This is a genomic window from Microbulbifer maximicatervae (SeqCode) (assembly GCF_052467505.1).
In genome coordinates this window covers 5,018,036-5,031,195 of the sequence record NZ_CP174313.1, presented here as the reverse complement: position 1 = coordinate 5,031,195, position 13,160 = coordinate 5,018,036, and the positions used below count along the sequence as shown (strand labels likewise).

The 13,160-nt window shown below is 51.0% G+C and carries 14 protein-coding genes; 5 read left to right on the top strand and 9 right to left on the bottom strand.

Annotation, left to right across the window (positions count from 1 at the left end; translation table 11 throughout):
• Positions 1–37: 37 nt before the first annotated feature.
• From ACJJIN_RS22045 to ACJJIN_RS22025, 5 genes are all read left to right on the top strand, one after another.
• On the top strand, positions 38–724 hold the full coding sequence (locus ACJJIN_RS22045; protein WP_444896207.1) for a deoxynucleoside kinase: 687 nt from the start codon (positions 38–40) through the stop codon (positions 722–724).
• Positions 725–729: 5 nt separating this feature from the next.
• Positions 730–1,542, top strand: a complete 813-nt coding sequence (gene panB, locus ACJJIN_RS22040) for a 3-methyl-2-oxobutanoate hydroxymethyltransferase (RefSeq protein WP_413663177.1) — start codon at positions 730–732, stop codon at positions 1,540–1,542.
• A gap of 78 nt (positions 1,543–1,620) precedes the next feature.
• Complete coding sequence (locus ACJJIN_RS22035; RefSeq protein WP_444896206.1) at positions 1,621–2,412, top strand: acyl-CoA thioesterase; 792 nt, start codon at positions 1,621–1,623, stop codon at positions 2,410–2,412.
• A 399-nt stretch (positions 2,413–2,811) separates the two neighbouring features.
• On the top strand, positions 2,812–3,849 hold the full coding sequence (locus ACJJIN_RS22030) for an endonuclease/exonuclease/phosphatase family protein (RefSeq protein ID WP_413663179.1): 1,038 nt from the start codon (positions 2,812–2,814) through the stop codon (positions 3,847–3,849).
• A 164-nt stretch (positions 3,850–4,013) separates the two neighbouring features.
• Positions 4,014–5,576: a hypothetical protein gene (locus ACJJIN_RS22025; protein ID WP_444896205.1), complete on the top strand. Its 1,563-nt coding sequence runs from the start codon at positions 4,014–4,016 to the stop codon at positions 5,574–5,576.
• A 55-nt stretch (positions 5,577–5,631) separates the two neighbouring features.
• On the opposite strand, the gene ACJJIN_RS22020 is transcribed toward ACJJIN_RS22025, so the two are convergent.
• The 9 genes from ACJJIN_RS22020 to rbfA form a co-directional block, all read right to left on the bottom strand.
• A complete protein-coding gene (locus ACJJIN_RS22020) occupies positions 5,632–6,600 on the bottom strand; it encodes a zinc transporter ZntB (RefSeq protein ID WP_444896204.1) in 969 nt (322 codons plus the stop codon).
• 51 nt (positions 6,601–6,651) lie between these two features.
• Positions 6,652–6,789: a hypothetical protein gene (locus ACJJIN_RS22015; protein WP_444896203.1), complete on the bottom strand. Its 138-nt coding sequence runs from the start codon at positions 6,787–6,789 to the stop codon at positions 6,652–6,654.
• 164 nt (positions 6,790–6,953) lie between these two features.
• Positions 6,954–7,904, bottom strand: coding sequence for an IS5 family transposase (locus tag ACJJIN_RS22010; protein WP_444895065.1), 951 nt, complete (start codon positions 7,902–7,904; stop codon positions 6,954–6,956).
• A 147-nt stretch (positions 7,905–8,051) separates the two neighbouring features.
• Positions 8,052–8,228: a GFA family protein gene (locus ACJJIN_RS22005; protein ID WP_444896202.1), complete on the bottom strand. Its 177-nt coding sequence runs from the start codon at positions 8,226–8,228 to the stop codon at positions 8,052–8,054.
• Complete coding sequence (locus ACJJIN_RS22000) at positions 8,221–8,871, bottom strand: hypothetical protein (protein ID WP_444896201.1); 651 nt, start codon at positions 8,869–8,871, stop codon at positions 8,221–8,223. The genes ACJJIN_RS22005 and ACJJIN_RS22000 overlap by 8 nt, the downstream gene beginning before the upstream one ends.
• Before the next feature lie 114 nt (positions 8,872–8,985).
• Entirely contained in the window at positions 8,986–11,109 is a 2,124-nt protein-coding gene (gene pnp / locus ACJJIN_RS21995) for a polyribonucleotide nucleotidyltransferase (RefSeq protein ID WP_444896200.1), read from the bottom strand.
• 263 nt (positions 11,110–11,372) lie between these two features.
• Complete coding sequence (gene rpsO / locus ACJJIN_RS21990) at positions 11,373–11,642, bottom strand: 30S ribosomal protein S15 (protein WP_252083174.1); 270 nt, start codon at positions 11,640–11,642, stop codon at positions 11,373–11,375.
• Between the two features lie 146 nt (positions 11,643–11,788).
• Positions 11,789–12,730, bottom strand: a complete 942-nt coding sequence (truB, locus tag ACJJIN_RS21985; RefSeq protein WP_108734360.1) for a tRNA pseudouridine(55) synthase TruB — start codon at positions 12,728–12,730, stop codon at positions 11,789–11,791.
• Positions 12,731–12,733: 3 nt separating this feature from the next.
• Entirely contained in the window at positions 12,734–13,132 is a 399-nt protein-coding gene (gene rbfA / locus ACJJIN_RS21980; protein ID WP_108734361.1) for a 30S ribosome-binding factor RbfA, read from the bottom strand.
• Positions 13,133–13,160 lie beyond the last annotated feature (28 nt).

The following is a 13,160-nucleotide window of genomic DNA, read 5'->3' as shown; positions in this document are numbered from 1 at the left end:
CATCAGGGAAGACCCCAGACAAAGAGGAGTCGCTCAAGTGGTTATCGAAAAACCCGAGACCAGCACAGCTGAACTCAACCGGTCTAATAAAACACCGCCTAAGTTTATCGCGGTGGAAGGCAATATTGGTGTGGGAAAAACCACACTGGCAAAGAAGCTGGCCTCCACATTCAATTACGACACGCTGTTGGAATTACCCGAGGAGAACCCCTTTTTGGAGCGTTTCTACCGGGACCCCCAAAACGCCGCACTGCCCACCCAGCTGCACTTTCTCCTACAGCGATCACAGCAAATCCAGGCACTGCGGCAAGACGATATCTTTGAGCCGGTGCGGGTGTCGGACTTTTTGATCGAAAAGGACCAGCTGTTTGCTGAAGTCACCCTGGATAAGGATGAGCTGCACCTATACGAACAGGTGTACAAACACCTCACCCTGGAAGCACCCAAGCCGGACCTGGTGATCTATTTGCAAGCCCCCCTCGATGTGCTGCAAGCCCGAATCCGCAATCGGGGAATCCCGGCTGAGCAGGCGATAAGCAATGAATACCTCGCCACCCTCAACAACGCCTACACCCGCTTTTTCCATTTTTACGATGAGGCGCCTCTACTCATCGTCAATACCGAGGAGATCGACATTGTCGATAGCCCAGAGGACTACCAACAGCTGGTCGAATATCTGTTCACGATCACCAGTGGCCGGCACTATTACAACCCAGGAAGTTAATCGTTATGTATGCACCCTCTGAATTAGAAAAGCTCGTAACCGTTCAAACCCTGCGAAAAATGAAAGCGAATGGTGAGAAGTTTATTACCGTTGCTCTCTACGATGCCCCTATGGCTGCGATGGCACAAAAGTCCGGGGTTGAGACACTGCTCGTCGGAGATTCCCTGGGCATGACCGTGCTGGGTTACGACAGCACCGTGCCAGTGACGATGGAGCAAATGATTTACCACGTCGAGGCGGTCGCGCGCGGCAATAAGAAGTCCCTGATTATGGGGGATATGCCGTTTATGACCTACGCCACCCCGGAGCAGGCACTCCAGAATGCAACCCGGATCATGCAGGCCGGTGCACATATGGTGAAGATCGAGGGAGGCGCCTGGCTCGCCGACACCGTGAAGATTCTTACTGATCGCGGTATTCCCGTTTGCGCCCACCTGGGCCTCACCCCTCAATCAGTACACAAACTGGGAGGCTATCGCGTTCAGGGGCGCGATGAAGAACACGCCAAGCAAATCCTCGAAGACGCCCTACAACTCGACGAAGCCGGAGCTGATCTGCTGGTGTTGGAATGTGTACCCGCCGACCTGGCAAAGCGTATTACCGAAGCCGTATCCATGCCCACCATCGGCATAGGCGCGGGCCGCGACTGCGATGCCCAGGTACTGGTAATCAATGACATCCTGGGCCTCACCCAACAGCCTCCCAAGTTTTCCAAAAACTTCCTGGTAGAGGCCGAGGATATTCCCGGGGCCCTGCGCAAATACGCCGAGGACGTCAAACAAGGCGTTTTCCCCGGCGAGGAACACATATTTAAATAATACTCCCCTCATCCGGGTGCTTCTCACCCGGTATTTTTCTGCGGCAGGTCCCACCTGCCGCTCTCAAGCGGTAACACTATGACTTTCGACCAACTAATCCAGGATTGGCTCTCGACCAATGGCGCCACTTCTGTGCCCGAAGGCTGGACCCAGGGGCGAGCTACATTTGGCGGCCTTGTAGCCGCAATGCTGTATGAGCGGATGGCTTCAGAGCTGCCTTCTGAGAGCAGCTTGCGCTCTTTTACCACCTCATTCGTAGGCCCGGTTGCCCCGGGGGCGATTAACACCCGCGCGGATGTCCTTCGCGCAGGCCGCTCTGTCACTCAGGTACAGGGGCACCTCGATCTGAATGGTGCCGTTATGCTGGCGGGCCTCGCCAGTTTTGGTCGCGGCAGGGAGTCATCCGTTCTCGCCAAAGGTCCCTCAGCACCGGAGTACCCCACCCCAGATAAATGCCTGCCCCTGCCCTATATCGAAGGTGTAGTGCCGGAATTTACACAGAAGTTCGATTACCGTATCGCATGTGGGGGCCTGCCTTTCAGCGGCGCGAAAGAGAGAGTTTTAGGTGGCTGGGTACGATTTAAGGATGGCAGTAAAGGCCGTACCGGTATCAGCCACTTACTCGCACTGATCGATGCCTGGCCACCGGCGACACTCCCGATGATGAAAGAGCCGGCTCCCGCCAGCTCATTAACATGGACAGTGGAGTTTATGGAGCCACTCCCAGAGCGCACCGCTTCTGACTGGTGGCAATACGAGGCCGAAGTGGAACAGGCTGAGGATGGCTACGCAGTAATACAGGCCCGCTTGTGGGATGCCGATGGACGTTTAACCGCCCTCTCCCGCCAAATGGTCACTATCTTTGGTTAACCAGCACTCGTTCGATCAACTATCCCTTTACCGCCACTCATTGAGTGCCTTGGCTCCACGGATGGAACCATTTAAACGGTCCTAAAGAATTTTGTAACTTTTCTGCAGCCTTCAGATAACTCTAAATAATACTTCCCGATCCTGCTTAACCCGCCTAACGAATCAATTATTACCTGCATAAAAATATACAACTTTCGTGATTTTTATTATTTTTTTATGAAAAAAATAATTCGCGCCGCCCTTACAGAAAAATAAAATAAAAAAAACCTCCTTTACTCCAATTTGTAATCTACGCTATCCATCATCCCCTCCATCGAAAACAAAGGGGCCGCCAGAGAAACGCCCCAATTTTCGACCCCACTACAAAACCGTCGGTAATAACAAAGTTGGAGAGCAATAATGATAAAAAGAATATTTTTTTCACTCACACTTCTATTCAGCCATTCCGCCGCAGCAGTAGATTTTGAAGACGTTTGGGATGCAATTACTTCTTGTAACTGGTTTGAATTTATTGATGATGTCGACGATACCGGCTCAAAAGACCTGGACGGCTATGAATACGGTGACACTGAATTTGCCGATGCCAATTCAGGCAGTTTTGACATGATCGTCTACAACATGGATGGATTTTTGGAGTGTATAGGCGGCAACAGCAAGTCTGACTTCAAACAAATTATTAACACTTTTGATAATAACCCCAAAGACCTCTGGTTGATGCAGGAGGCTTGGAGCAAAACCAAAGCCAATTATCTGGACGACGACGACAAGCTCGATAACGACACAGTCCCCTATCGCTCCAAACACTGGAAAGGCACTGGTACCAGCTTTGGCAATGGCCTGCTGACCTTTTCCAAGTTTCCGTTTGACCGAGATAATCGCGATGACGACGACTACACCTTCGCCACTTATGAGGAGGAAACTTTTGATAAGTGCGCAGGTAATGACTGTGATACCGAAAAAGGCTTTACCGTAGCAAAAGTTGAAGTGACCAAAAACTTCCATATTCATGTGTACAACACCCATATGGATGCAGGACACCAAGACGATGACCTAAATGCCAAAGCCAAGCAACTCGACCAGATTGCCGATATGATCGTCGCCCACTCAAGTAATGCCACAGTCATTTTGGCTGGTGATTTCAATATGGCGTTTGATGAAAATGACGACGGCTGGCGCGGTACAAACTACCAAACCTGGAAAGCATTTTTTGCCAAAACCGGCGGCAAGCATGCCTGCCAATATATGCTATCTGGCAGTGACACCAGCTTGGAAGCCTGTGCTGATGAACTTCAGGACGATACCGATCATGTCGTCGTTATTAATAACAACCCCAATTACACGCTGGACGTAACCAATTATTATATTGGCTCCGCGGAGTACACCGGGCTGAGCGACCACGACCCAGTATTTGTAGACTTCTCATGGGTTAAGCACTAAACGAGCGGTTCACAGCCTCTTCCGCAGGGGATCGGAAGGGGCTTAACCAATTTACCGACAGAGTGAACGACACCGGACTGAAAACACAATCCAGCTACAATTTTGCTTATTGAGGAGAACTTTAACCCACGCATAAACCGCATGCTTGGCGGGAAGGGCTTTCAGTGGACAGGATTAAGAACCTAGTTGTCGGAAGTGGTCCTGCGAGTATCGCTACAGTCAAGGCATTGCAAGATATTGGGCAAGAAGTTGAAGTCGTTGATGTTTCATATGACCTTGAAGACGATATCAAATACCAAGTTAATATCTTATCCAAAAAAAACATTGATGCATGGACTCAGGAGGACAAAGATAAACTGTTTCCAGCTCCAGTAGCCTCCCGAAAAGGCCTGGAAAGAAGATATCTATTTGGGTCTGACTTTCCATACAGAGTACCAAAACCTCTCAGCATTACGACAAAAAACTGTAATACAGAATTTTCCCATGGCTTTGGTGGGCTTGGGAACGTATGGGGTGCAGCTATCATGCCCTACAGTGAAAATCAGCTAGCAAATTGGCCTATTTCCTTAAATGAACTAACGCCATCCTACAAAAATGTACTCCGCTATATGCCTATAAGTGCGGAGATAGACAATCTCAACAACGAGTATCCACTATTCCCTAACAACTTTACTGCCATCAAAAGAAATGCGCCGACAGATTTCTTATTGAAAAAAATGAAGGCTATTGAAAGTAATCTCCAGAGGAATGGCATTGAATTTGGTCGAGCCCGCTTAGCGGTAGATGCAAGCAAGGGGGAGCATGGATGTAGATATTGCGGCCACTGCTTTGACGGATGCCCATACCAATCTATTTTCAACCCTAAATACTTGTTTGAAAAACTACAAAAAGACAAACTCACCATACATAAAGGTCTTCTTGTCCTGGAGATTCATGAAACAAGTCAAGGCGTAGACGTGATTGCAGTTGATATAACCAATAGCAAAATAAAAAAAATTACCGCACAGAAAGTTTTTCTCGCAACCGGCCAGTTTGCCACCACTACAATACTGGCAAGATCCCTCAATCTATTAAATACTCCAATCAAAATCAAAAACAGCCAGTATTTTTTCTTCCCCCTCTTTCTCTACAAAGGGTATCGTTATGAGATTGAGTTTACCCTCGCAGAAATCTTTCTAGAAGTTGACAATCCAAACATAAGTCCTGAACAAATACACCTCCAACTTTATGGTCGAAGCCAAATTATTGAAGAACAATTAACATCTCTACTTCCCCCCCTTTTCCCAAAGCAAGTCGCCTTGGATCGCTTATACGTAATTCAGGGTTTTATGTCCTCTGAGGATTCTGATTCATTGGAACTAACTTTAACCGACAAACAAGCAGATAGCTCTTCAATAGAAATAAGAGGAATTGAAAATACGAGAGCCCGAGAAATCGCCCAAAGAACACAGTCTTTAATAAGGCGTTCACTGATAAGGCTTGGTATGGTCCCCCCCTTCTTTCTCACCGTACTACCACCAGGCAAAAGCTTCCACCTTGGTGGCAGTTTCCCGATGGGAGGAAAACATGAGATATTCCGCTCAGACCTCTTAGGAAGGCCGGCACACTTTAAAAATGTCCATATTGTGGATTCTGCCAACTTTCCCAATATTGCAGGCTCAACCATCACCTTTACCATTATGGCGAATGCTGATCGAATCGTAAGGTCTATAGGGTTTCGTGGCTGATTGGCAGCCCAGATAACTGAAATAACCTATTTAGCTAGGATACTTCAAAAGATAACTACAACCACTTTTTCCAGTAAAACAAAGCGATCTGCCCAGCCAATGCCACCACCAGCAAGATGCAAAAAGCAATAAAGCCCAAGGACGACTGTCCCCAGGGAATACCGCCGACATTAATCCCAAACAATCCAGTGAGAAAGCTCAGCGGCAGAAAAACTGCTGCCACCACTGATAGTACATACATACGACTATTCAACTGATCCGAAGTGCGACTCAACAATTCCTCCTGAGCGATTGCCGCGCGCTCCCTTACCGCATCGATATCGTCGATATGGCGCTGTAACCGATCATTTACCTCTCCCAAGAGGGCGTGGCTGTGCTCATCAAACCAGGATAGGGATTCCTGCTGTAAACGCCCGAGTACCTCCCGCTGCAGGCATAAGTAGCGTCGCAGTACGATAGTTCTCTTGCGCAACCGAACCAGTAGGGAAGAAAGCTCCGCCCCCCCCTTATCTAATAACAGGTTTTCCAGGTCATCGATTTTTTCTTCGAAGTCTTCGGCCCGATCACACATACGCAAGACCAACAGATCTGCCAGGGACATCAAAAGAGCCGCAGTTCCACGGGGACCAAAGCCACTGCGCAAGCGAGAAAGCAAGTCATCCTCTGAAAGCAACTTCCGTCGGCCGGTACTGATAATACGGTTTTCCTCGGCCCAAATGCGAATGGCGATCATATCCTTTGCGCGCGGTTTGGATTTTCGCTCAATGCCATACATAGCCAACATCAGCCCCTGATCCACAGTCATTACACAGGGGCGTGTTGTCTTTGCAGACAGGGTCTCTATCGCCGTAGCTGTGAGTCCACTATCCTGTTGCAGCCACTCGACGGTGTTGGTGCTGTCGTAGTCAAAATGCAACCAGAGAATTCCCTGATCAGGTTGCCAGGATTTCACCTCTGCCCAGGAAAGCTCTCGGCCCGAGCCTTTGCGATCGAGTAAGACAGCGTAGACCAGACCAGTTTCCATAGGCTCTCATATCACCTGATATTGATTGGAGCATCACTTTCTTTACGCGACTTATTTACTGAGATGGGCCAGCTCTGCGGCGTTCTGCTCCCAGTTTTGACCATCGAAAGGTTCTACCTCCAAGTCTCCGGGTCTCTCATCAAAACAGCGCGCATTAAGACTATAGCCATCCGGGTTGGAGCGCGGCACATAAAAAGACTTAAGGACCCTCTGATCAACGAAGCATTTTTCCAGAATTAAGCTGAGCTGCTTGAAAAATTCACTTTATTACGCACAAACGCGTAATTTGCGCGTAATAGTCCACTAATTTTTCATCTGAAACCCTCAATAGGTGGATTTCAGGCGAACCACCCCTAGGCAGCCAAGTATTTTCTCCCTATTATTAAGTTGGTAAAGCCTGCCAGTAAGCACAGCCTCTCAGTATTTTTTACCAGTCCCCGATAGCGGACCTTGTCATAACCAAATACCCGTTTGATGTAGCGGAAGGGGTGCTCGACCTTCGCTCTTATCTGCGCCTTGATCTTTTCCGCTTTACGAAGTGCATCACGCCCTGGAAGAGTTTTTAGCTTGCTCGGCTTCATTGCTATATACCAATCCGCCTCCCGCTCTTTCAACTCTTCACGTTTCTCCGCACCAATGTACCCAGAGTCTCCCCAGATTCTTTTCTCCTCCCCGTGGAGAACTCGCTCTGTAGTTGTGACATCATGCGAATTCGCTGCTGTTGTATCTATGCTATGTATTACTCCGAGCACATCATCAACCCCGATATGCATTTTCATTCCAAAATGCCACTGATTGCCTTTCTTTGTTTGATGCATTTCTGGATCACGTTTTTTCTTTTTATTCTTGGTTGAAGTTGGCGCAGAGATAATAGTGGCATCTACAATCGTGCCTTCACGCAGTACCATGCCATTCTCAGCAAGATGCTTGTTGATTTCATCAAAAAGAGCTGCACCTAGCTGATTGAGCTCCAGTAAGTGGCGAAAGTTAAGAATCGTTGTTTCATCGGGAATTGGGCCGCTCAAAGTCAATCCAGCAAAACTACGCATGGATTCAATTTCATACAGTGCATCCTCCATAGCGGGATCACTGAGATTATAAAATAGCTGCATGCAATGAATACGGAGCATGACACTCAATGGATATGGCTGTCGGCCACGTTTGCCTTGTGGATAGCAAGGAGTGATCTGAGCTTCTAGTCGCTGCCATGGGATGAGGGCTTCCATTTGAGAAAGAAACTTCTCTCGGCGAGTTATACGGCGCTTTAGCTTATATTCTGCTTCGGCAAAGGTGACTTGGTGCATAATTCATCGTAGTCTTGATGGGTAGGTGAATATTACCAATATTGGCTTGGAATTATTCAGAGGTTCCTTAACGCCGCAATGGCGACAAAACAGGTGCTTGGCCACTCCCGTATTAAACGTATAACAATCCAGGTCTTTTTCCCCAGACTACAGCTTAAAGTTTTCAGCGGGAATAATGACATGCAGAAAACCCACTTTTTCACACATCGAGCAATTGCACGCATGGGCTACCAGTTTCTCCTCTGAGTCGCGCTCGTGCTGCGCCCGATAGCGAATAGCGCCACAGTGGCAACCTCCGCGAAGTTCAGTAGTAACTTTACTCATTTGAATTATTTTCCTTTTCAAATAACGGGCGGGCAGCCAACAGTGAAAACAGCGAAAGGCCCAGCAGCAGGTGGAACCAGTTTGTACGCGCCAAGCCCAGCACTCGCGGAGCGCCGGTACCCACAAACAATCCATCCATTGCAATGACTACTGCCCCTGCCCCCAGTAACAAAGGACCCGGTGGCGATAGTCGTCGCGGTGACATCAATTCCATCATTGCAACCCACAACCACAATAGAAGGCCCAGGGCGGAAAATACCTCTGTCACTTCCTGCGGCGATAACCTGCCACTTTCCGAGACGCCAATAGACGAGGCCAATACCAGCACCAGCACTACATAAGCGGGTCCCCGGGTACTCTGTCCAATACCTATCTCGAAACGTGCCCAAACCAACCCTATTCCAATTAGCAACAGCGAACTAAACCCGGATAGTTGCAGTAAAGCCCGGTGTAATTGGGTTGCCCCGGGATCAATACCGTAGCGATAAGCACCGACAATCGCGGAGACAGCGATAAATAGGAGACCCGCTATCACCAAGAGTGCAGCTGATTGGAAGCGATCATTGGTAAGACGCCAGTACTGATTGGCAATCAGCAGTGCGGCGAGGGTGAGGAGAATGTCGATCAGCCAGAAGTTGTCCAATGTTTTGCCCTTTTTTTCCAGAATTCTAATAGAAAACCGGTAATAAGCGACAATTCCGCTTCGGCAGATACAAAAAAACCCGGCTTAAAAGCCGGGTTTTTTCAGTCCGTAGACTTAAGCTTCGTCGGAAGCTTGCTTGGCTTCTTCAGCGGCAGCTGCATCGGCCTTAGCTTCCTTGATAGAAAGCTTGATACGTCCACGCTGGTCAACGTCGAGTACCTTAACCTTAATCTTCTCACCTTCACTCAGGTAATCAGTTACGGCATTTACGCGCTCTTCAGCGATCTGGGAGATATGCACCAGACCGTCTTTGCCCGGCAGGAAGTTAACGAACGCACCGAAGTCTACGATACGTACCACGGTACCTTCGTAGATAGCGCCAATCTCAGCTTCCGCAGTGATCTCCTCGATGCGGGTTACCGCCGCTTCCAGGCTCTCACCGTCTTCACCGAAGACTTTGATAGTGCCGTCATCTTCGATATCGATGGAGGCGCCGGTCTCTTCAGTGATGGAGCGGATAGTCGCACCGCCCTTACCGATCACGTCGCGGATCTTATCCGGATGGATCTTCAGGGTCGCGTAGCGCGGTGCGTTCTCATTCACGGTGGTACGGGAAGAGTCGATCACCTTGTTCATTTCCGCGAGGATATGCAGACGCGCGTGCAGAGCCTGCTCCAGAGCGGTCTCCATGATCTCTTCGGTAATACCTTCGATCTTGATGTCCATCTGCAGCGCGGTCACACCAGAGGCGGTACCCGCTACTTTGAAGTCCATATCGCCGAGGTGGTCCTCGTCACCGAGGATATCGGTCAGAACCGCGTAGCCTTCTTCTTCCTTCACCAGACCCATAGCGATACCGGCTACCGGTGCCTTCAGCGGAACACCCGCATCCATCAGCGCCAGGCTGGAACCACATACGGAAGCCATGGAGCTGGAACCGTTGGATTCAGTGATCTCGGAAACTACACGCACGGTGTAGGGGAAGCTATCCGGGCTCGGCAGAACTGCAGCGATACCGCGACGAGCGAGGCGGCCGTGACCGATTTCGCGACGACCGGTAGCACCTACACGACCCGCTTCACCTACAGAGTAGGGAGGGAAGTTGTAGTGCAGCATAAAGTAGTCTTTGCGCTCACCTTCCAGGGCGTCGATGATCTGTGCATCGCCAGTGGAACCGAGGGTAGCCACTACCAGAGCCTGGGTCTCACCACGGGTGAACAGCGCAGAGCCGTGGGACTTGGGCAGAGCGCCAACTTCCACAGCGATCGAACGTACAGTTTTGCTGTCGCGACCGTCGATACGGGGCTCGCCGCGAACGACAGCGCCGCGCACCAGCTTCTTCTCCAGCTTGCCGAAGTAGCTTTTTACCAGATCGACGCTAATTTCTTCAGTAGCCAGGGCTTCAGCGGCTTCGCTGCGCAGTTCCGCCAGGCGGGTGCTGCGCTCTTGCTTGTTGGTGATGCGGTAGGCTTCGGCAACCTTTTCGCCAAACTGAGCGTCCAGGGCAGCTTTAAGCTCGGTGTTTTCCGCCGGAGCCTGCCAGTCCCACTGGGGCTTGCCCGCTTCCGCTTTCAGCTCTTCACAAACCTTGATAATGGCCTGCATTTCCTGGTGTGCGTAGAGTACGGCACCCAGCATGATGTCTTCCGGCAGCTCCTGGGCTTCGGACTCCACCATCAGTACGGCGTCTTTGGTACCGGCAACGACCATGTCCAGCTCGGAGGTCTTCAGAGCTTCGTAGCCCGGGTTCAGCAGGTAGCCGTCTTGCTGGGTGTAACCCACGCGCGCAGCACCGATGGGGCCTGCGAAAGGAATACCGGAAACAGACAGCGCTGCGGAAGTGCCGATCATGGCAGCGATATCCGGGTCCATGTCCTTCTCAGCGGAGAGAACAGTACACATCACCTGAACTTCGTTCATAAAGCCGTTCGGGAACAGCGGGCGGATCGGGCGATCGATCAGACGGGAAGTCAGGGTTTCTTTTTCAGACGGGCGGCCTTCACGCTTGAAGAAACCACCGGGAATTTTGCCAGCCGCGTAGGCTTTTTCTTGATAGTGCACGGACAACGGGAAGAAGCCCTGATCTGGCTTGGCTTCTTTAGCGCCGACAACAGTACACAGGACGACAGTCTCTCCCATGCTAACCAGGGCAGCACCGGTAGCCTGGCGCGCGATACGGCCGGTCTCGATGGTGACTTGGTGTTGTCCGTATTGGAAAGTTTTGCTTACTGGATTCACTAGTTTTTTTCCTATTTCCTTACGGTTACTGGCCCATTCCAGTAACCCCTACAGTGGTTGCCTGGATAGAAGTTCCAAACCTTCAATCCAGAGCGATACGGGGATGTACCGCTACCGACCCGGGTGGCCGGTGCAAACGCAGCACATCCGCCGGGATATTTGCCCCTGGGGTTGTGTTGCGAAACTGCCGAAAAGTGACAACAGCGCCACTTTTCAGCAAGCATTAAAGAAGAAAGCCCGCCAGAGGCGGGCATTCCAGGGTCTTAGCGACGCAGGCCGAGCTTAGCGATCAGCTGTGCGTAACGGTTCAGATCCTTGCGCTTCAGGTAGTCCAGCAGCTTGCGACGCTGGTTTACCATGCGGATCAGACCACGGCGAGAGTGGTGATCCTGCTTGTGCGCAGAGAAGTGACCCTGCAGTTTGTTGATGTTGGCAGTCAGCAGGGCTACCTGGACTTCCGGAGAACCGGTGTCGCCTTCAGATTGGCCGTGCTCTTTCAGGATTGCTGCTTTTTCTACTGCAGACAGTGCCATAACGATTAACCTCGTCGTAATATGCTTTAAAAGATTCGGCTGGCCCGTGCATATTTACAGACCAGCTACTCACCGTTGTGGACATAGTCCACTGCAATACTCTCACATCAACCGCTATCGGCTCTCACCAATATAGCGTTTTCTGCTTAAGTACTGCTTACCAGACGCCGAGGCGCTACGCACCCGTCGTCAGTAATTTCCCCTACGCCCAGAAAATCGCCATTTTCCAGGAAGAGGCGCACCATATCACCTTCTTCACCGATACGGTAGACCTGCAAATCCATTACCGGCTGCCCCTGACGCACATAGTAACCAGACTCGTCCGGAAGGGTGAGTTTGGGCAGCGAAGAGGCGGGAGAATCCACCGATAACAGGTGGTGATCCAACTCCTCCGCCATGCCCTCACCGCGCTCTGCGGTGAGCTCATCCAGAGTCACTGAATCGGCTTCGACGTAGGGACCGGCTGCGCTGCGGTGCAACTCTTCCACATAGGCACCGACACCCAGAGCCTGGCCCAGGTCTTCGGCAATACTGCGAATATAAGTGCCCTTGGAGCAGTGAACCTCAACTTCTGCACGGGGCTGGGCGCCCGGTGTAAAGCTCAGCAGTTCAAATTCAAAAATCTCTACTTCCCGCGCCTCGCGCTCCACTTCCAAGCCCTGGCGCGCCAACTTATACAGCGGCTGCCCCTTGTGCTTGAGGGCCGAGTACATGGACGGCACTTGCTTGATGGGACCGCGAAAGGCTTCCATCGCTTTCAGCACGGCTTCTTCAGTCAAACCGGAAGCATCTTTGGTTTCCAGTACATCGCCATCGGCATCGCCACTAGCAGTGGTCATACCGAAAACAAAAGTACTGCGATAGCGCTTGTCCGCATCGAGCAGGTACTGGGAAAACTTGGTCGCTTCGCCGAAACAGATCGGCAATACGCCGGTTGCCAGGGGGTCCAGCGCTCCGGTATGACCGGCGCGATTGGCGAAAAAGAGTCGTTTGGCTTTTTGCAGGGCGTCGTTGGCGGTAATCCCGGCGGGCTTGTTCAATAACAGCACGCCGTGAACCGGCCGGCCCCATTTTGGTCTGCGGCCCATGGATTAATCTTCGTTGGAGTCGCTATCGTCGTCTTGGTGTTTGCGATCTTCTTTAACCGCCTTGTCGATCAGGGCAGACAGCGCCTGGCCGCGCACCGAGGTCTCATCGTAGCGGAAGTGCAAACGGGGAATAGTGCGAATCTGGATTGCGCGCGCAAGCTGCGTGCGCAGAAAGCCGGCGGCTTTATTCAGCACTTCGATAGAGGTATTAATTTTGCTGCGATCATCCTCACCCACCAGGGTGACAAAAACTTTAGCAACGGTTAGGTCGCGGCTGACTTCAACATCATTGACGTTGATCATACCCAGGCGAGGATCGCGAATCTCGTGTTGGATCAGCTGGGCCAGCTCGCGGCGCATGGCGTCGGCGACGCGGTCTGCGCGATGAAATTCTCTTGCCATTGTTTACCTATTGAGAATGGCGGTTTAA